Raw genomic sequence first — 19476 nt, 5'->3', positions numbered from 1 at the left:
GTAGCGAAAACAGCCGGTTTACCAGCCAAATGGCAGCGGATGCCCCTCGGCGAAGCCCGCCGCCGATTGCACCCCGATCACCGCGCGCTCGTGCAATTCCGCCAGGGTCGCGGCGCCGACATAGGTGCACGTGCTGCGCACCCCGGAGGTGATGTGGTCGATCAGGTCCTCGACACCGCCGCGATCGGGGTTGAGTCCCATCCGCGACGTCGAAATCCCTTCCTCGAACAACGCCTTGCGGGCGCGGTCGAAGGCGCTGTCGCCGGAGGTGCGGGCGACCACCGCCCGTTTGGAGGCCATCCCGTAACTTTCCTTGTACGGCTGGTCGTCGCGGTCGCGCATCAGGTCGCCGGGGGACTCGTAGGTGCCCGCGAACCACGATCCGATCATCACGTTGGACGCCCCGGCTGCCAGGGCCAGCGCCACGTCCCGCGGGTGGCGCACACCGCCATCGGCCCAGACATGTCCACCGAGTTGCCTTGCGGCGGAAGCGCATTCGAGAATCGCCGAAAATTGTGGGCGCCCGACGCCGGTCATCATCCGGGTGGTGCACATCGCGCCCGGACCGACGCCGACCTTGACGATGTTCGCTCCGGCGGACAGCAGGTCACGAGTTCCCTCGGCGGACACCACATTGCCGGCGACCAACGGCACCGGCAAGTCCAGCGACGAGACCGCCTTGATGGCGTCCAGCGCCTTCAGCTGGTGTCCGTGCGCGGTGTCGACGACCAGCACGTCGACACCGGCTTCGACCAGCGCTTGGGCCTTACCGGCCACGTCACCGTTGATGCCGACGGCCGCACCGATACGCAACCGGCCCGCGGCGTCAGTCGCGGGGGTGTACAGGCCCGCGCGGATCGCGCCGGTGCGGGTGAGCACCCCGGCAAGCGTGCCGTCGGCGCCGGTCAGCACGGCGACGTCGACGGGAGCGTGCTCGAGCAGATCGAAAATGGTGCGCGGGTCGGTGCCCACCGGGGCGCTGACGAAATCGGTCAACGCGACATCCCGGACCCGGGTGAAGCGATCGACTCCGGCGCAAGAGGATTCGGTGACCAGCCCGATCGGGCGTCCCTCGAAGACCACCACCGCGGCGCCGTGCGCGCGCTTGTGGATCAGAGCCATCGCGTCGGACACCGAATCGTCCGGTGCAAGCATCACCGGGGTGTCGACGACCAAGTCGCGGCTCTTGACGAACTCCACGGTCTGCTGCACGGCGGTGAGCGGAAGGTCCTGCGGCAGAATCACAATGCCGCCGCGGCGGGCTACTGTCTCGGCCATTCTGCGACCGGCCACTGCGGTCATGTTGGCCACTACTACCGGGATGGTCGTGCCCGAACCGTCCTCGGTGGTCAAGTCGACATCGAAACGCGACGCCACATCGGAACGGTTGGGCACGATGAAGACGTCGTCGTATGTCAGGTCGTACCCGGGCCGGTGCCCGTCCAGAAATCTCATGCGCCCCCTAGGCTGGTACCTCGCTGCGGTCACCACTCCATAGCGTGTGGAACTTGCCCGGCGCGTCGATCCGACCGTAGGTGTGCGCGCCGAAGAAATCGCGCTGGGCCTGGGTCAGCGCGGCCGGCAGCCGCTCGGTGCGCAGCGCGTCGTAATACGACAGCGCCGAGGCGAAGCCCGGAATCGGGATACCCAGCTGGGTGGCGGTGCACACCACGCGGCGCCAACTGTCGATCGCCGATTCGACGGCGCCACGGAAATACGGCGCCACGATAAGGCTGGCCAGGTTCGGATCGGCGTCGAAAGCGTCCTTGATCCGGTTGAGAAACTTCGCGCGAATGATGCAGCCGCCCCGCCAGATCGTTGCCAGATCGCCGGGGGAGATGTTCCAGCCGTATTCGGCGCTGCCGGCCTGAATCTGGTTGAAGCCCTGCGAATACGCGACGATCTTCGAGGCATACAGCGCTTGACGGACGTCCTCGGTGAACGCGTCCGGGTCGCCGGGGCGCTCACCGAGGCGGCCCGATGCCAGCCCGACGGCAGCCTTGCGCTGCTCGACCGATCCGGAGAGCGCGCGGGCGAACACCGCCTCGGCGATCCCGGTGACCGGCACCCCGAGGTCCAGCGCCGATTTGACCGTCCAGCGGCCGGTGCCCTTCTGCTCGGCCTCATCGAGGATCACGTCGACCAGCGGCTTGCCGGTTTTCGCGTCTTGCTGGCGCAGGACCTCAGCGGTGATCTCGACCAGGTAGCTGTCCAGGTCCCCGCCGTTCCACTCGCTGAAGATGTCCGCGATCTGCGGCGCCGTCAAGCCCAGGCCGTCGCGCAGCAGCTGGTAGGCCTCGCCGATGAGCTGCATGTCGGAGTACTCGATCCCGTTGTGCACCATCTTGACGAAGTGTCCGGAGCCGTCGGGGCCGATGTGTGTGCAGCACGGCACGCCGTCGACGTGCGCGGAGATCTCCTCGAGCAGCGAGCCCACCGACTTGTAGGACTCGGCGGGGCCGCCCGGCATGATCGAAGGGCCGTTCAGCGCGCCCTCTTCGCCGCCGGAGATGCCCGCCCCGACAAAGTGCAATCCGCGCTGAGCCATGGCCTTTTCGCGCCGGATGGTGTCGGTGTACAGCGCGTTGCCGCCGTCGATGATGATGTCGCCTTTTTCCATCGCGTCAGCGAGTTCGTTGATGACGGCGTCGGTGGGGTCGCCGGCCTTGACCATGATCAACACCCGGCGCGGCTTCTCCAGCGCGGCAAGAAACTCCGGAATTGTCTCGGTGCGGACGAATTTGCCCTCGTCGCCGTGTTCTTTCAACAGCGCGTCCGTTTTGGCAATCGAACGGTTATGCAGCGCAACGGTATAACCGTGCCGGGCGAAATTCCGGGCGATGTTGGAACCCATCACCGCCAATCCGGTGACCCCGATCTGCGCGGTGCCGGTGGCGGCGTTTGATTCCGACGAGCTCATGTATTCGCCCTCTCAGGTTGGCTTCTGCTCAGCGTTCCACCAAACACTGTGGCACAGCACGGTTGATCTAGCCGTACCGCCGGTTCAGGCGAACAGCCGGTGCAGCTCGATGAGCCACGGCACGGCCAGCGCAATCGTCGGGACAACCAGCACCGCGGCCGCCGCCAGATACGCACCCAGCGCCAGCGCGAGACTGTTGCCGCGCCCGGACAATCGGCGCACCCGCACCACGGTGGTGGGGCCGCCGGCGGCCAGTGCGCCCGCTGGCGTCCGCCCGGACGCGCAGGCGACCAGCGCCCGGGCCAACGGAGTACGACCGACCACGCGCACCGCGGCATCGTCGGCCAGCAACTCGACGAGCAGCCGCACCGAGTTCAGCGCGCTGGTGCTGCGGACAAACCGGGGGAAAGCGGCCCGAACCGCAGTGAAGCCTTCCAGGACGAGATCATGACGGGCCCGCAGGTGTGCGCGCTCGTGGCTCAGGATCGCGGCGATTTCCGCGTCGGTGAGACTGGCCAGCGTTCCCTCGCTGACCACCACCCGGCTGCGCATACCGGGCAGGCAGTAGGCGAGCGGCTGCGCCACTTCCAGGATGCGGAGGTCGCGAACGCCGGTCTGCGAGCCCATGTCCTGGTTCCCGACGCCGAGCAAATCGACCAGCATGCGGTGGTGGGCCCGCCGTCGCCGGGTGGCAATGGCCACCCGCAGCACGGCGAGTGCCAATCGAGCGCCGACCAGCACGGTGACGGCGAATACGCTCACGTACAGCGTCCACAGGGGCCAGCCGAGTCGGTTGATGTCACCGAACAGGCTGGCCGTGGGGCGCCCGTCGGGGCCAGGCATCAGCAGGCGGCTGGCGACCGCAATGCCGGCGCTGAACGCCGACAACACCGCGGCTAACGCGATTGCTTGCCACAGCACGATGGTGGCCCGGGGTGCGCGCAGCGGCCATTTCGCCCGTGCCAGTAGAGCCGGCACCGGACCGACGAGCAGCACCGCGAGGACGGCGAAGGCCAGCGCAGCCACGCTGCCAGTCTCCCTTACTCCTCGTCTCGGTCGCCAGCAGTTTTGCCGGCCCGGTGACTCGCTTCCAATTCGTCGAGTGCCCGCCGAAGCGCGTCGGCCTCGTCGGCGCCGACCCGTTCGACGAAGTGCACCAGTGCCGCCTGCCGGCCACCGGAGTCGGCGGCCTGATCCAGGGCGTCGACCATCAGCCCGGCGACCAGTTCGTCACGTCCGTGTACCGGGGCGTAGCGATGTGCGCGGTCGTCCCGTATCTGCGACACCAGGTTCTTCTTGGCCAGCCGCTGCAGGACGGTCATCACCGTCGTGTAGGCCAAATCGCGCCGTGCAGACAGGGCTTCGTGTACTTGACGGACCGTTTGCGGTTCGGACGCTGACCACAGGTGGTCCATCACCGCACGCTCGAGATCACCCAGGCGCATCTGCTTAGCCATAATCGTTCATCTCCTGTGCAATGACGCAAGCCTACCTCTCGTTACTACCGGGCGTCGTACCCAGCCTGGGTCCGTCGTGACAGCCATCACGGTTCCGCCGCGCAGACCGTCTGGATTATAGTTAGCCTAACCTAACTTGCGGGAGGCACTGTGACGACTTCGGTGGACGACCCACTGATCGCGGGGATGACGATTCGTCAGACACTGCCGCTGCACGAGTCCAGCCGGCGCCTCCGCGAGTTGTATCCGCACTGTCCGCGGGTCTACGGGGTCGCGGTGATGTCTGACGTCTTCCCGCGGCGCTGGTGGCCGCTGGCATCGGCTGTGAGCGGCGACCGGCTGCAAATCATGTTCGACGGCATCGCGGCCGACATGACCGTCCGCTCCGCCGCGCGGGAGCTAGCTACTGCTTTGACGCACACCGTGATTGGACGGGTGATCGCGCTTGTGGTGCTGGAGGGCCGGGCCTGGGACACCGGCATCGAGAACTTGTGGGTGCATGCCGACGCCGACGGTGCGATCGACTGGGTCGGTGTGGTCGATCCGACCCTGCGCGCCCTGCCCGACGACCCGTGCTTTCGAGATGGCCCTTGCCCGGCCATGGTTCGGCTGCCTAACGAGGCGGCATTGACCACCTGGGTCGCGCACCGCAGTCACCGGACCTTGGCACCGCTGTTCACCAGGTTGCATGCGATGAGTGCCGGCGCACTGCCCGTCGCGGCGATGTGGCACACGGTGGGCTCGGCCGTGGTGGCGACCGCGACGCAGCTGCCCGCGCTCACCGCCGCCAGTGAGGTGATCGCCATGCGCCGGGCTCAGGCCGTGCTCGATGCGCTGGTCGGATTCGGTTTACCGGTGCGGGGATACCCGCCGAGAGGAACGCGGACCCTTGCGAAATTAGGGCAGCCTTGCCTATGCTGATCGCCGTCGAGTATCACGAGAACTGAACCGACCGCAGCAGGGTCCTGAGGGCTGCAGTGACCCCCGGTCTACTCGATCGGCGAGCCCCGCGCCTGGTGCGCGGGGCTCGCCCGTGTCCGGGGGATTCAATCGAATGGTGTAGACACAAGGGCGTGCAACCTGTTCCAGTCGCTCCCGATGCGGACACAACGTTCGACAAGGAAATCGGGCTGGTGTTCACCGAGCTCACTGCGGACGTGGCCCGAGCGCAGCTCGAAATTCAACCGAAACTGTTGCAGCAGTTCGGGATTGTGCACGGCGGGGTGTACTGCTCGATGATCGAGAGCATGGCCAGCATCGCGGCGTATACCTGGCTGGCCGCCAACGGCGGCGGTGTTGTCGTCGGAGTCAACAACAACACCGACTTCCTGCGCGCCATCAGCTCCGGCACGGTGTACGGGACCGCCGAACCGGTGCACCGCGGCAAGCGTCAACAGCTGTGGCTGGTGACCATCACCGACGGCGACGAGCGTCTTGTCGCCCGCGGTCAGGTACGGCTGCAGAACCTCGAACCGCGGACTTGAGGCGCGGCTCGCGGCTGTTAGGCCCAGCTGGAGCCGACGGCGGAGTCGGTGCTGGCCATGTTGTTGCCGGCGGCCTGCACCTTTTGCCCGTGGGCGTTGGCCTGCTCGTAGATCACCTGGAAGTTGCGACCCAACGCGGTGATGAACTCCTGGCAGGCCACCGAACCGGCACCACCCCAGAAGTCACCGGCGGCCAGCACATCACGAATGATGGCCTGGTGTTCGGCCTCCAGGGCGGCGGCCTGGGCACGGATCAGCGCACCGTGGGCGTCGACATCGCCGAACTGGTAATTGATCGTCATCTTTGTTCTCCCAATGTCTTTCAGCTGCCCAGGATCTGCTGGCTGGCCTGCTCTTGCTGTTCGTAGTTGTTGGCGTCGCGGATCAGCCCGTCGCGCACCCCGTGCAGCATGTTGACGATGTTGCGAAACGCGGTGTTCATCTGGGCCATGGTGTCGTGCGAGGTCATCTGGGCTGTGCCGCTCCAGCCGGCACCGGCGATGTTCATCGAGGACGCCCACATCTTGCGGGCCTCGTCCTCAACGGTCTGAGCGTGCACGTCAAAACGGCCCGCCATGTCCCGCATCGCGTGCGGGTCGGTCATAAAGCGCGTTGGCATTTGATGTCTCCTTTTCGTCTCGAGCGTGTTGGTGCAGTGAACGGCTAGCGCATGGTGGAACGTCGTCCCTTGGCCGCCTTGCGCCGGCTTTCCTCTGGGTCGCGATAGCCCCGGGGACTCGGTCCGTTGCCGGCCAGGGTCATCAGCGGCGCACCGCCGAACAGCGGCATCCCGCGGAAAAGGCCGCCACCTTCGGCCGCGACGACGTTGGAAATCGGCAATTCCGCCGCTGCAAGGCGCATCTCCGGGGCTGCCGTGGCCCAGCTCTGCGGCACCGACAGGCCACTCATCGAGGTGGCCTGGCCGAGACCGGCGGACACCGATGCACCCGCCAGACCGGCCGATGCCTCCACCGGTAGTAGGCCCAGCGGCTCGGCTGCCGCGATAGCGGCGGGAGCCGTTGCAGCCAGGCCGAACGGCGACGGGAGCGCGGCACCGGCGATGCAATATTCGGGTACGAAAGCCGCGATGATGGCGGTGTCGAAAAGGGCGTCCTGGGGAATGGCCCAGATGTCGGAGAGCGAGCCCAGGCTGTCAAGCCCCGAGGGCTCTGCGGCCTGAGACACCGCGGACAGCGTGTGCGAAACCGCGGCGTGTCCGGCCGACGTGCCGCCGGACTGGCTGACCGCGGCTCCCTGGCTGGCGAGCGCTCCCGGGTTAGTGGTTTGGTGCGGCGTCGCGAACGGCGTCATCTGCGACGCTGTCTGTGAGGCGGCGGCGTAGCCGTACATCGCGGTTGCGTCTTGCGCCCACATCTCGTCGTACTGAGCCTCGGTGGCCGCGATCGCAGGCGTGTTCTGGCCCAAGATGTTGGTCGCCACCAGCGCCGCCAGTTGCGCGCGGTTGGCGGCGACAACCGGCGGGGGCACCGTCATGGCGAACGCGGCCGCATGTGCGGCCGCAGCGGCCTTGGCCTGGTTGCTGGTCTGCTCCGCCTGTGCCGCAGTGGCGCTGAGCCATGCTGCGAAGGGTGCGGCCGCCGATGCCATCGATATCGACGACGGCCCCCGCCACGGCCCGCTGGTCAGTGCCGAGATCACCGACTGGTAGCTCGCCGCCGCGGTGTACAGCTCGGTAGACAGCTCGTCCCAGGTGGCCGCCGCGGCGAGTATCGACCCGGAGCCGGGCCCGGCATACATGCGCCCCGAATTGATTTCCGGCGGTAATGCTGCGAAATCCATTGCCGCGCAACACCTCAACTAGCCGCGACGGCATTGGCGGCCTCGGTGGCCGCGTATGTCATCGCGCTGTTGTTGAGGGTGGCCACGAACATCTCGTGGATGGCCGCGGCTTGGGCGCTCACCTGGTGATACATCTGCGCGTGAGCGACGAACTGCGCGGCCGTCAGCACCGAGACCTCGTCGGCGGCTGCGGGAACCACCCCCATCGTCGAGGCTTGAGCTGCGGCGTTGCGGGCGTTGAGCGCAGAGCCGACACCGGCCAAAGTGCTGGCCGCCGACGCCAGCGCCTCAGGTTGTGTGGACACGAAAGACAATGACTTCTCCCTACGAAATCCGGGCCGGCGTTGATCCCGCCGACGGCAGACAACGGCTCCAACAACTACCCAGTGCCCACCCTGTTGTGATAGAGCGTTAACGGGCATTTAACTTTATTAACGATCTTTTAACTTCCGCCCAGCGACCGCACAGGCTCTCGTACCGAAGCACTCAGCGACACGGCAAAATTGCTGTCTAACTGCAGAAACTACGGATTTCGACCGCGCTCATCGGGTATCGACCACAAGGGTGAGCCCGGGCCGGCTGTCGACCGTGGCGCGTGGCTCAGAGCAGATTGAGTCCAATGGGTGAGGCTGCAGTAACTTGCGCTTAACTGGCGATCTGCGAACTCATCGGCGAAGCGGAACTGGTCGGCGACCGCTGGCGCCGGCCGGTGAGGCCCCGCGCGGTGCGCAGCGCCACCGCCATCAACGTGTTGGTGGGGTTCTGGCAGCCCGAGGTGACGAACACGCTGCCGTCGGCGACATAGACGTTGTCCATCTGGTGCATTCGCCCGCTCGGATCTGTGACGCTCGTGGTCGGGGACAGCCCCATCTGCATCCCGCCCATCACATGCTTGGTGTCCGGGGGAGTGAGGCCGCCTATCTGATTCACGAAACTCGATGGCACAGCGGCATATAGCGTCGCACCGGCGGCCGCGAGCATCGCCGTGATCGGCAGCAGGTAGAACGTCTGCGCGACCTGTTCGTGCTTGCCGAGTGCGTAGGTGATCCGGGGGACAGGCTGGCCGTTGAGGTCGGTGACCGTGGGGTCGAGCGTGACGTTGTTGGACAGGTACGGCAGATCGGTGCCGATGAAGTTCACCCCGGCCAGCCGGTCGCGCAGGATCGAGGCGCGCATCAGGTCCTTGAACGATGAGCCGAACGGCTTCCCGGGCAGAAACGACAGGATCAGCTGGTAGAACTTGCCCTCGGCGATCGGGTCCTGACTGCCTCCCAGCTCGCACAGGCCGCCGCGGATGTAGGGCAGTCCGTTCAGCCGGGCAAACGCCCGCGCCCCGGGGAAGTCCGGATTGGCGAAGTCCTCCAGGCACTGCGTGGTCGAGCGACCGCGATAGGCATGCACGCGCTGGTCCAGATAGATGGCGAACCCGTCGATGAAGTTGTGGAACATCAGCCGTTTGCCGATGCGCCCACTGGCGTCGGGCAGTCCGGACAGCAGCGCCAGCCGTGCGGTCTCGATCGCGGAAGCGGCCAGCACGATCACATCCGCGCTTTCCCCGCCGGCATTGCCCTGCGGGTCGATGAAGGAGACACCGGTGGCCCGCCGGCCGCTGAACTCGACCTTGGTGACCGTCGTGTCCGCCCGCAATTGCACCCGTCCGGTCGCCAACGCTCGCCGCAACGGGCCTAGGGAGCCCACCCGGGCTCCGATCGGACAACCGTAGTTGCTGCAGAACCCGCAGTTGTTGCACGCCGCCCGCCCGTCGAATTCCACTGAATTGATTGCCATTGGGAACGGATATGGATGCAGCCCAACGAGTTTCGCGCCCCGAGCGATCAGTGAGGACGAGCGCTGCTGCGCTCCCGGCGGCATCTGATAGGGCCTCGAGCGTGGCGAATGCGCCATGGTGAGCGCCGGTATCGACGCCAGATCGCCCTGGGTGCCCAGCAGTGCCTCGATCTCGTCGTAGTAGGGCGCGATCTCGGCGTACTCGAACGGCCAGTCCGCCATGTCCGCGCCGGGCACCGGGCCCAGCAGTGACAGCCCTTTGAAGTCGATGTCCCAAAACCGCGGCACCTTCGCGTCCCAGTGCACGGTGCCGCCACCGACGGTGACCGGAAGGTCGTTGACCGGGCCGACGTAGTTCGCCGCCTGGTTGGCGTTTTGGCGGAAGGTGCGCGGGTAGGCGAGCGGGTCCGGCTGCTCGAAGTAGCGGTACAGCGCCTTGAGCTCGTCGTTGGAAAACGTTGTCGTGCCGAACAGGTTTCCTTGCAGGTTGGTGAAGTAGTTCGACCCCTTTTCGAAAATCACGACGTCCCAGCCGGCCGCGGCAAGCTCCATCGCCACCACCGACCCGCCGGCGCCGGAGCCGACGATGATCGCCTTAGTGCCCGGCATGCACGCCGCCCTTCCCCCCCATCTTGGCGACGGCCTGTTCGAAGCCACCGTGCACCAGCCGGTCCATGATGCCGCCCGGCGGTACCCCGACGGGGTCGTATTGGGCCGCCTCGACCTCGGCGTCGGTGTAGCCGCGCGGCTGAGAGTCGCCCGGGTAGTAGATGTCGCGCCAGCCGACCAGATTTGCGTTGCCGCCGTATTCGGGAGGCGCGTACATCGCCTCGATGGTGTGACCGAACAGCAAATCGGTGAACGCCGCGACCTGGGTCTGGGTCAAGATCATGTCCTGGTAGAAGGGTGCGACGGCGGTGAAGTCGCCGCCGGCCTGCTTGTCGAGCAGCGCGATACCGTTTCGGTATTGGTTCTGCAGGTCGCCGACCCGCTGGCGCCACGCGTAGGTCTGGGCGCGGTTGAGCGGGACGAACTCGGCCATGAAGTCCTGGGTGCCGCCGGCGCGGTTGCTCCATGGCCCGCCCGCGTGCACGTCGGCGGGGGCGACGTCGAACACCGACAGCAGGCGGTCCAGGTAGGTGACCACGTGCGCTTCGTGCGCCCCCGGATGGCCGCGCTCGGCCGGGTCATCGTCCGGTCCCGGCACCAGGCGACGGGTGGCCGCGTCAAGAACCGCGGCCTGGTGCGGCGTCAAAAACCGGTATCCAGCATCGGCCGACGCTGTCGGGGCGGCCCGGGACAGCGCCGCGGCCAAGGGCAGCAAGCTCAGTCCACCGAGTACCGCGCGCCGGGAAACCGGCACTGGCGTATCAGACCTGCGAACGGCCTTGTCGCTGGCCACGCGCCGAGTATGACCCCGGTATCGGTCTGACCAGCGGAATGCCCGTTTTCCGGCGTGTCGCGACCCTAGCGATCGGGTTAGCTCGCCTTGGCTTCCTCGCCTTGATGCGCTTCGGCGGCCAGCACTGCCAGCTGTTCGAGCCGGGTGCGGGCAAAGGCCTGCTGCTCGGTGATGGTGAGCTGGCCGCGCCGACCGCTCAGGAAGGTCACCGCCCAGGACAGCACCGTGGTGATCTTGTTCTTGAAACCGATGAGATACACCAGGTGCAGCATCAGCCACGCCAGCCAGGCAAGCAGTCCGCCGAACTCCAGCGGACCGATTTTGGCGACCGCCGAGAACCGCGACACGGTCGCCATCGAACCCTTGTCGAAGTACTGGAAGGGCTCTCGCTCGGCCGGGTCGGCGCCGGCGAGTTCGGCTTTGATGGTGTTCGCGGCGTACTTGCCTTCCTGGATCGCGCCCTGCGCCACCCCTGGAACTCCGTCGACGGCGGCCATGTCGCCGACCACAAACACGTTGGGGTAGCCCGGGATCGAAAGGTCCGGCAGCACCTTGACCCGCCCGGCGCGGTCGAGCTCAACCCCTGACTGCCGGGCCAGGTCGCGGCCCAGGGGGCTGGCGGAGACGCCGGCCGACCACACCTTGCAAGCCGATTCGATGCGCCGAATGCTGCCGTCGGAGTCCTTGACGGTGATGCCGTCTCGGTCGACGTCGATGACCATCGCGCCGAGTTGGATCTCGACGCCCATTTTCTCCAGCCGTGCGGCCGCCTTCTTACCGAGTTTCTCTCCCATCGGTGGCAGTACCGCGGGAGCGGCGTCGAGCAGGATCACCCGCGCCTTGGTCGAATCGATCTGGCGGAACGTGCCTTTCAATGTGTACTCGGCCAGCTCGGCGATCTGCCCGGCCATCTCGACACCCGTAGGGCCGGCGCCGACCACGGTGAAAGTCAGCAGCTTCTTGCGCCGCTCAGGGTCGTTGGACCGCTCGGCCTGCTCGAACGCGCTCAAGATGCGGCCCCGCAATTCCAGCGCGTCGTCGATCGATTTCATACCGGGGGCGAATTCGGCGAAATGGTCATTGCCGAAGTAAGACTGGCCCGCACCGGCTGCGATGATCAGGCTGTCGTATGGGGTCTCATAGGTGTGGCCGAGCAGCTCGGAGACGACGCGCCTCCCGGCGAGGTCGATGTGCGTGACGTCGCCGAGCAGCACCTGAACGTTGCGCTGCTTGCGCAGAATGACGCGCGTCGGCGGAGCGATCGCTCCTTCGGCGACGATGCCCGTGGCGACCTGGTACAGCATCGGCTGAAACAGGTGGTGGGTGGTGCGCGCGATCAGCTTGATGTCGACGTCGGCGTGCTTGAGCTTCTTGACCGCGTTGAGCCCACCGAAGCCGGATCCGATGACGACAACACGATGGCGCCGATTGCGTTCAGCAGTGTCTCCGGATTGGGCACTCATGTTCGGGTTGCTCCTCAAGGGCGACTGCGGTCACCTATTACGGTAGCCGCCCAAACCAGCCGACAAACGACGCCAACGCTGTGTGATCAGCCACATCGGGCCGTGTGGCAAACGCTCACAGTCCAACCAGCGGGCGCAGCGCATCGGACACCTTCGCGATCACACCGGGTGTGTAGAGCGGCATGTTGATGATCACCCCGTCGACGCCCGCGTCGAGCACCTTGGTCTTGATCTGATCGGCGACCGAATCGGCACTGCCGACAACCATGCGCTGGCTCATCTCGGCCGGAATCTGGTCCGCCGAGGCATTGTCGTCGATCATCACCGTCAACAACAGGCTGGTTTCCAGCGTGGACCGGTCGCGACCGTGTTCCTCGCACCGCTTGGCCAGCGCGTCCAGCTTGCGCGGCAGCTCGTCGAAGCCGCCGACAATGTTGAGGTGGTCGGCGTAGCGTGCGGCGATCGAGAACGTCTTCTTCTCGCCGCTGCCGCCGATCAGCAGCGGAATCCGGTCGCGGTAGCGGGGATTGGCGATCGCCGATTCGGTCTTGTACCACTTGCCGGAGAACGTTGACGGCTCGCCCTTGATCATCGGGTCGAGGATCTGCAGCGCCTCCTCCAACCGGTTGAACCGGTCGGTGAACGTGCCGAACTCGAAACCAAGCTGCTGATGTTCGAGCTCGAACCACCCGGTGCCGACACTGAGGACTGCCCGGCCGGCGCTGACCACATCCAACGTCGTGATGATCTTGGCCAGTAGCGTCGGGTTGCGGTAAGTGTTGCCAGTTACCAACGCGCCCAACTGAACTCGTTCGGTCGCCGTTGCCAACGCCCCGAGAGCGGTGTACGCCTCCAGCATCGGCTGGTCGTGGGAGCCCAGCATGGGCAGTTGATAGAAGTGGTCCATCACGAACACCGAGTCGAACCCTGAAGATTCGGCCTCGCGGGCTTGCTCGATGACAGTCGGGAAAAGCTTTTCGACGCCGGTGCCGTAGCTGAAGTTGGGGATTTGGTAACCGAGGCGGATAGTCACGGGCTCCACCGTAACGACCGGCAGCCCGCGCGGCTAGAAGTGGGCGAGGGCTCCGTGGCTGACGTGCAGCAGTTGTCCGGTGATGTGGCGGGCCGCAGGCGTGGTGAGGAATAACGCCATCCGCGCGACCTCGTCGGCTGCAGACGGCGGAGCGCTGCTCAATCCTTCGTAACCGGGCTGCGCACCGCGGCCCGTCGCAACGGCGTTGACCGTGATCCCACGTGTCCCGAAGATGTTGGCCTGGCCTGCCACCCAGTTGGCCAATGCGGCCTTCATCGCCGCGTCGGCACTACCGGCGCGCGGGTTCTCCGGTACCACGCTGACAATCGACCCGCCCGAGCGCAGGTGATCGCCGACAGCCTGCACGGTCAGCACTGCCGAGAGCACGCCGGCATCCAGCGCGTTGCGCCAGGCTCCGGCCAAGTCCGCGAGGGTATAGGTGCGCGGGTCACCGGCCTCCCGGCGGGGGGCCGGCACGTTGACGATGGTGTCCAGGTGGGCGGGGAAGAGCCTCTGGACCTCAGCCAGGCTGGTCGGGTCGGTGGTGTCGCAGACGATCGCGTCCGCCTCGAGTTCCTTGGCCGCGATTTCGAGGTCGCCGCGCTGGGCTCCCACCAGCGTCACTTCGTGGCCGGCATTGCGAAAGCCTTCGGCAACCGCGCGACCCAGTTCGGTGTCGCCGGCTGTGACCAGCACATCCACCGCCATGACCTCCTCATGTCCAGCACCGAACCCGAACCTCACGGCGCGATCCCGACCAATGTTACTGGACAGTAGCTAGCTGTGGAACTCGGGACTCGCCCGAATGCGGCACCAATTGAGTAACGGTTGTCTTGCCTTCTCGGCCGCTGCGCAGCCGAATCAGCGCCGGGCTACGTTAGACGGCATGCGCCGAAGCTGGATGCTTGCCGCTGTTCCGTCGCTGATCCTGGCGGTAGTCATGGCCGGATGCAGCTCGCAATCCGCGTCATCGCCGTCGTCACCGACGCCGGCCAACCAGTCGATCGTGGTGTTCGCCGCCGCTTCGCTGAAGCCGGCGTTCAGCCAGATCGCCGAACAGTTCAAAACCGAAAACCCTGGTGTCAGCGTAGATTTCGACTTCGCAGGATCCTCGGAACTGGCTACACAACTGACCCAGGGCGCCACCGCGGACGTCTTCGCATCCGCGGACACCGCCCAGATGAATACGGTCTTTAGCGCGGGCCTGGTGCACGGGACGCCGACCAATTTCGCGTCCAACACCTTGGTGATTGTCACCGCCCCGGGCAACCCCAAGAAACTGGGATCATTCGGCGATCTCGCCAAGCCCGGGGTGAGCGTGGTGGCATGTCAGCAGCCGGTGCCCTGCGGAGCCGCCACACACCGCATCGAGGACAAGACCGGCGTGCGGCTCGACCCGGTCAGCGAGGAGCCGAGTGTGACCGACGTCCTCAACAAGGTGATCACCGGTCAAGCCGATGCCGGGCTGGTGTATGTCACCGACGCCATCAACGCCGGCGACAAAGTCGCCACGGTCAAGTTCACCGAGTCTGCCGACGCGGTCAATGTGTACCCGATTGCGGTGCTCGAGAAGGCGGCGCAGCCCGCGTTGGCGCAGAAGTTCATCGACCTGGTAACCGGCGAAGCGGGGCAGAAGGTCCTCGCCCAGGCCGGCTTCGCCAAACCCTGACCAGCGGCGTTGACGGAACATTCCGGGCTGCCGCGCTGGGTGTATATCCCGGCAGTCGTCGGGGCTCTGCTGGTGGTGGTGCCCCCGGTAGCGCTCGCGGTAAAGGTCGACTGGCCGCATTTTTGGTCGCTGATCACCAGCTCGTCGTCGCAAACGGCGCTGCTGCTCAGCCTGAAGACGGCCGGAGCCAGCACACTGCTATGCGTGCTGTTTGGCGTGCCGATGGCGTTGGTGCTCGCCCGCAGCCAAGCGCGGTGGGTGCGGTGGCTGCGACCGATGATCCTGCTGCCGCTGGTGCTGCCCCCCGTGGTCGGTGGCATCGCGTTGCTCTATGCGTTCGGCCGGCTCGGGCTGATCGGACGGTACCTGGACGCCGCCGGCATCAGCATCGCGTTCCCCACCAGCGCGGTGGTGTTGGCGCAGACCTTCGTGTCCCTGCCGTTTCTGGTCATCGCTCTCGAGGGCGCTGCGCGCACCGCCGGAGCCGACTATGAGGTGGTGGCCGCGACGCTGGGGGCCCGACCGGCCACGGTGTGGTGGCGGGTGACGCTGCCGCTGCTCGTCCCCGGCCTGGTTTCCGGCGCCGTGCTGGCATTCGCCCGCTCCCTGGGGGAATTCGGCGCGACGCTTACGTTCGCTGGGTCCCGCCAGGGCGTGACAAGGACGTTGCCGCTGGAGATCTACCTACAGCGGATTACCGACGCCGATGCCGCGGTGGCGCTGTCGATGCTGCTGGTGGCCGTCGCGGCGGTCGTCGTGCTGGCGGTGGGCACCCGCAGGCTCGTCGGGGTCGGAGCCGGATGACGGGATTGCAGCTGCAGGCCGTCGTCGCCGAACGCAGCTTTGATGTGGAGTTCTCCGTGGCGCCGGGCGAGGTGCTGGCGGTACTGGGGCCGAACGGAGCGGGAAAGTCGACCGCGTTGCATGTGATCGCGGGCCTGCTTCGGCCCGATCGCGGGCGGGTGTGCCTGGGTGACCGGGTTCTTACCGACACGGCAACGGGACTGCACCTGGCGACCCATCGCCGCCGCGTCGGCCTGCTGCTTCAAGATCCGCTGCTGTTCCCGCACCTGAGCGTGCTGGCCAATGTGGCATTCGGGCGACACAGCCGTCGCCGGCGCTGGTCGGCCACCCGCGCCGCCGAACGTGACATTGCGCTGCACTGGCTTCGTGAAGTCGACGCCGAGCCATTGGCTGATCGCCGGCCGCGGCAGCTTTCCGGTGGGCAGGCCCAACGCGTGGCGATCGCGCGGGCGCTCGCCGCCGAACCCGACGTGTTGCTGCTCGACGAGCCGCTCGCCGGCCTCGATGTGTCGGCGGCCGCGGGAATCCGCGCGGTGCTACGCAAGGTCGTCACCCGAAACTCGCGCGCCACCATCCTGGTGACCCATGACCTGCTCGACGTCGTGACGCTGGCCGACCAGGTCCTGGTGCTCGAGTCCGGTCGAATCTCCGAGATCGGACCGGCCGCCAATGTTCTCACCGCGCCACGTAGCCACTTCGGCGCTCGCATCGCCGGTGTGAACCTGGTCAACGGAACGATTGGCGACGACGGCACTCTGCTTGCCCGCTCGGGAACTCACTGGCATGGCACTGCAGCCGGGGATCTACTTCACGGACAGCAAGCGGTCGCGGTATTCGCTCCGGCGGCGGTAGCGGTGTATCGCGATGCGCCACAAGGCAGCCCACGCAACACCGTCGAAGTGACGATTGCTGAGCTCGACACCCGAGGCCCGGCGGTCCGGGTGCGCGGCGAGGAACAGCCGGACGGCGCACCCGGCTTGGCCGCCGATATCACCGTCGATGCCGCCGCGGAGCTTCGGCTCGCGCCCGGACACCGCGTGTGGTTCTCGGTCAAAGCTCAAGAGGTGGCGCTGCACAACGCGCCGGTACACCACCGGGACAGCGCGTGTTCATAACTTCTGGCAAACAAATCACAATGTCAGCAATCCGCACTTGCGTCACGGGTGTAACACGGTAGGTTGGCGCCATGGAGCAGGTGGACCCATTTTCGACATGGCCTAAAGGCTTTCGGGCAAGGTTGGCGGGCGCCGCGTTGGCCGCTGCCACTGCCGTCACCATCGCATTGCCGGCGACCACAGCAAGCGCCGATCCGGTGCCGCCCCCGGCTCCGGCACCGTCGCCGGGGGGACCCAACGCCGCCCCGGACGCCGGACCCGGCCCAGGGGGTCCCGACACCGCGCCGCCGGGTACCAACCCGGTCGCCGGCCCGGTGGGCATCGATCCGAACGCGCCGCCGCCGGTCGCCGACCCCAACGCACCAGAACCCGGGCGTATCGGCAACGCGGCCGGTGGATTCAGCTACGTCCTACCCGCGGGCTGGGTGGAGTCCGACGCCAGCCACCTCGATTACGGATCGGCGTTGCTCAGCAAGGAAATCGGCCCACCACCTGCACCAAACCAGCCGCCGGTGGTCGCTAACGATACGCGCATCGTGCTGGGCAAGCTGGACCAAAAGCTTTATGCCAGTGCAGAATCCGACAACACCAAGGCCGCCAGCCGGTTGGCGTCCGACATGGGTGAGTTCTTCATGCCGTATCCCGGTACCCGCATCAACCAGGCCAGCACGCCGCTGAATGCGAATGGTGTCGCCGGTAGCGCGTCGTACTACGAGGTCCGGTTCAGCGACACCAGCAAGCCCAACGGCCAGATCTGGACGGGTGTGGTCGGCGCGCCGGCCGCGAACGCCACAAGTGGCCAGGGCCAGCGTTGGTTTGTGGTGTGGCTCGGGACCGCAAACGATCCAGTCGATCAGGTCGCCGCCAAGGCGTTGGCCGAGTCGATAAGACCGTTTACCCCGCCGCCTGCCCCCGCCCAGGGCGCACCGGCACCTGCTCCGGGCGCACCGGCGCCTGCACCGGGGGCACCCGCACCGCCACCCGCGCCGGGTGCGCCGGCACCGGCGCCCGCTCCGGAGGTACCCACTCCGGTGCCCCCGCCGGGGGCGCCGGCTCCCAATGCGCCGCAACCACCGTCGGCTCCGGCGCCGGCTGCAGAGCAGGCTCCGATCACCTCGACCGGTAGCACGGTGTCGACCTGAAACGTTGAGGGCTCGCCCGCGGCAATAAGGAGATCCGGATGGACGTCACGGCAGCTACCGAGCTTCTCGCTTTGTCGACACCCACGGCCGTTAGCTGGGTCGCGTACATCATCATCGGCGGTATTGCCGGCTGGCTCGCCGGCAAGATCGTCAAAGGCAGCGGTTCAGGCATTTTGGTAAACATCGTCGTCGGGGTAATTGGCGGTTTTATCGGAGGCTTACTGCTGGGCTGGCTTGGCGTCGATGTTGAGCATGGCCGGAGGTGGTTCACGTTTTTCGTCTCGCTGGGCGGGGCCATCATCCTGTTGTGGGTTATCAACCAGATCCGTGGGGTGTCGAAACGCTAAACCATTGCGGCCGTGACGATTAGCGGAATGATGTGCTGATGAGTCCAACGATGACCGCGTGGCGGGTCCGCCGGCCCGGCCCGATGGCAACCGGTCCGCTCGAACGAGTCACCGCAGAGGTGCCACGGCCCGAGCCGTCCGAGTTGCTCGTGGCGGTGCGTGCGTGTGGAGTCTGCCGCACCGACTTGCATGTCACCGAGGGCGATCTGCCGGTGCACCGCGACCGAGTAACCCCGGGACACGAGGTGGTCGGTGAAGTCATCGAGGTTGGCGCCGACGCCGGCACTGACTTCACCGTCGGCGACCGCGTCGGCATCGCTTGGCTGCGACATACCTGCGGTGTGTGCAAGTACTGCCGCCGCGGCGACGAGAACCTCTGTCCCGACTCGCGCTACACGGGCTGGGATGCCGACGGCGGCTACGCTGAATTCACTACTGTCCCAGCGGCATATGCCCATCACTTGCCCGACGGATACACCGACAGCGAGCTGGCGCCGCTGCTGTGCGCCGGCATCATTGGGTATCGCTCGCTGCTGCGTGCCGAGCTACCGCCGGGGGGCCGGCTGGGGTTGTACGGGTTTGGCGGCAGCGCGCACATCACCGCGCAGGTTGCGCTGGCGCAAGGCGCTGAACTGCATGTGATGACCCGCGGGGCCAAAGCACGCGAGTTGGCGCTCGAACTGGGCGCCGCATCCGCTCAGGGCGCAGCAGACCCCCCGCCGGTGCCGCTGGACGCCGCGATCTTGTTCGCGCCGGTCGGTGACCTGGTGCTGCCCGCATTGGCCGCGTTGGATCGGGGCGGCACGCTGGCGATCGCCGGTATCCACCTGTCCGACATCCCGCCCCTGAACTATCAGCGACACTTGTTCCAGGAGCGTCAGGTTCGCTCGGTGACTTCGAACACCCGCGCCGACGCCCGGGCCTTTCTCGAGTTCGCCGGGCAGCATCACATCCGGGTGACCACGCCGGAATACCCTCTGGCGCAGGCGGATCGGGCCCTAACGGATCTCAGCGAAGGCCGCATCGCCGGGGCGGCCGTGCTGCTGGTGTAG

The 19476-nt window shown here is 66.7% G+C and carries 21 protein-coding genes; 8 read left to right on the top strand and 13 right to left on the bottom strand.

What is annotated here, in order from left to right; translation table 11 throughout:
• Nucleotides 1-18: 18 nt before the first annotated feature.
• The 4 genes from MSP7336_RS17285 to MSP7336_RS17270 form a co-directional block, all read right to left on the bottom strand.
• Entirely contained in the window at nt 19-1455 is a 1437-nt protein-coding gene (locus MSP7336_RS17285) for a GuaB1 family IMP dehydrogenase-related protein (protein ID WP_069397584.1), read from the bottom strand.
• Nucleotides 1456-1462: 7 nt separating this feature from the next.
• The gene (gene gndA, locus MSP7336_RS17280; protein WP_113964207.1) at nt 1463-2920 is read right to left on the bottom strand and encodes an NADP-dependent phosphogluconate dehydrogenase; all 1458 of its coding nucleotides are present in this window, start codon (nt 2918-2920) and stop codon (nt 1463-1465) included.
• Nucleotides 2921-3004: 84 nt separating this feature from the next.
• Complete coding sequence (locus tag MSP7336_RS17275; RefSeq protein WP_069397582.1) at nt 3005-3946, bottom strand: M56 family metallopeptidase; 942 nt, start codon at nt 3944-3946, stop codon at nt 3005-3007.
• A 14-nt stretch (nt 3947-3960) separates the two neighbouring features.
• On the bottom strand, nt 3961-4377 hold the full coding sequence (locus tag MSP7336_RS17270; protein ID WP_069397581.1) for a BlaI/MecI/CopY family transcriptional regulator: 417 nt from the start codon (nt 4375-4377) through the stop codon (nt 3961-3963).
• Nucleotides 4378-4527: 150 nt separating this feature from the next.
• Between MSP7336_RS17270 and MSP7336_RS17265 the strand changes: the two genes are divergently transcribed.
• Both MSP7336_RS17265 and MSP7336_RS17260 read left to right on the top strand, forming a co-directional pair.
• On the top strand, nt 4528-5298 hold the full coding sequence (locus MSP7336_RS17265; protein ID WP_069397580.1) for an iron reductase: 771 nt from the start codon (nt 4528-4530) through the stop codon (nt 5296-5298).
• Nucleotides 5299-5450: 152 nt separating this feature from the next.
• Nucleotides 5451-5861, top strand: a complete 411-nt coding sequence (locus MSP7336_RS17260) for a PaaI family thioesterase (RefSeq protein WP_069397579.1) — start codon at nt 5451-5453, stop codon at nt 5859-5861.
• Nucleotides 5862-5878: 17 nt separating this feature from the next.
• Here the strand turns inward: MSP7336_RS17260 and MSP7336_RS17255 are convergent, their stop codons facing one another.
• The 9 genes from MSP7336_RS17255 to MSP7336_RS17215 form a co-directional block, all read right to left on the bottom strand.
• Entirely contained in the window at nt 5879-6163 is a 285-nt protein-coding gene (locus tag MSP7336_RS17255) for a WXG100 family type VII secretion target (protein ID WP_069396094.1), read from the bottom strand.
• A gap of 20 nt (nt 6164-6183) precedes the next feature.
• Nucleotides 6184-6480, bottom strand: coding sequence for a WXG100 family type VII secretion target (locus MSP7336_RS17250; protein WP_069396093.1), 297 nt, complete (start codon nt 6478-6480; stop codon nt 6184-6186).
• Between the two features lie 44 nt (nt 6481-6524).
• Complete coding sequence (locus MSP7336_RS17245; protein WP_113964206.1) at nt 6525-7661, bottom strand: PPE family protein; 1137 nt, start codon at nt 7659-7661, stop codon at nt 6525-6527.
• Nucleotides 7662-7675: 14 nt separating this feature from the next.
• On the bottom strand, nt 7676-7975 hold the full coding sequence (locus MSP7336_RS17240) for a PE family protein (protein ID WP_113964205.1): 300 nt from the start codon (nt 7973-7975) through the stop codon (nt 7676-7678).
• Between the two features lie 331 nt (nt 7976-8306).
• Nucleotides 8307-10058, bottom strand: coding sequence for a GMC oxidoreductase (locus MSP7336_RS17235; protein WP_113964204.1), 1752 nt, complete (start codon nt 10056-10058; stop codon nt 8307-8309).
• Nucleotides 10045-10851, bottom strand: a complete 807-nt coding sequence (locus tag MSP7336_RS17230) for a gluconate 2-dehydrogenase subunit 3 family protein (protein ID WP_084226436.1) — start codon at nt 10849-10851, stop codon at nt 10045-10047. Before MSP7336_RS17230 ends, MSP7336_RS17235 begins: the two co-directional genes overlap by 14 nt.
• A 77-nt stretch (nt 10852-10928) precedes the next feature.
• Nucleotides 10929-12314 (bottom strand): NAD(P)/FAD-dependent oxidoreductase, encoded by a 1386-nt coding sequence (locus MSP7336_RS17225; protein WP_069396088.1) that lies wholly within the window; start codon nt 12312-12314, stop codon nt 10929-10931.
• Between the two features lie 115 nt (nt 12315-12429).
• Nucleotides 12430-13347, bottom strand: coding sequence for an LLM class F420-dependent oxidoreductase (locus MSP7336_RS17220; protein ID WP_113965011.1), 918 nt, complete (start codon nt 13345-13347; stop codon nt 12430-12432).
• 33 nt (nt 13348-13380) lie between these two features.
• Entirely contained in the window at nt 13381-14055 is a 675-nt protein-coding gene (locus MSP7336_RS17215) for an SDR family oxidoreductase (RefSeq protein WP_113965009.1), read from the bottom strand.
• Nucleotides 14056-14233: 178 nt separating this feature from the next.
• Between MSP7336_RS17215 and modA the strand changes: the two genes are divergently transcribed.
• From modA to MSP7336_RS17185, 6 genes are all read left to right on the top strand, one after another.
• The gene (gene modA / locus MSP7336_RS17210) at nt 14234-15016 is read left to right on the top strand and encodes a molybdate ABC transporter substrate-binding protein (RefSeq protein WP_069396085.1); all 783 of its coding nucleotides are present in this window, start codon (nt 14234-14236) and stop codon (nt 15014-15016) included.
• A gap of 9 nt (nt 15017-15025) precedes the next feature.
• Nucleotides 15026-15820 (top strand): ABC transporter permease, encoded by a 795-nt coding sequence (locus MSP7336_RS17205; protein ID WP_113964203.1) that lies wholly within the window; start codon nt 15026-15028, stop codon nt 15818-15820.
• Entirely contained in the window at nt 15817-16935 is a 1119-nt protein-coding gene (locus tag MSP7336_RS17200; protein ID WP_113964202.1) for a sulfate/molybdate ABC transporter ATP-binding protein, read from the top strand. The genes MSP7336_RS17205 and MSP7336_RS17200 overlap by 4 nt, the downstream gene beginning before the upstream one ends.
• Before the next feature lie 71 nt (nt 16936-17006).
• Nucleotides 17007-18077 carry an alanine and proline-rich secreted protein Apa gene (locus tag MSP7336_RS17195; RefSeq protein WP_113964201.1) on the top strand — a complete coding sequence of 357 codons (1071 nt, stop codon included), beginning with the start codon at nt 17007-17009 and terminating at the stop codon, nt 18075-18077.
• Between the two features lie 38 nt (nt 18078-18115).
• Nucleotides 18116-18424, top strand: coding sequence for a GlsB/YeaQ/YmgE family stress response membrane protein (locus MSP7336_RS17190; RefSeq protein WP_069396081.1), 309 nt, complete (start codon nt 18116-18118; stop codon nt 18422-18424).
• A 38-nt stretch (nt 18425-18462) separates the two neighbouring features.
• Complete coding sequence (locus tag MSP7336_RS17185) at nt 18463-19476, top strand: zinc-binding alcohol dehydrogenase family protein (RefSeq protein ID WP_425325752.1); 1014 nt, start codon at nt 18463-18465, stop codon at nt 19474-19476.

Source organism: Mycobacterium shimoidei, assembly GCF_900417275.1.
Classification (GTDB): domain Bacteria; phylum Actinomycetota; class Actinomycetes; order Mycobacteriales; family Mycobacteriaceae; genus Mycobacterium; species Mycobacterium shimoidei.
Note: the sequence above shows the minus strand (reverse complement) of the source record. Positions and strands in the feature narration are given on the sequence as shown.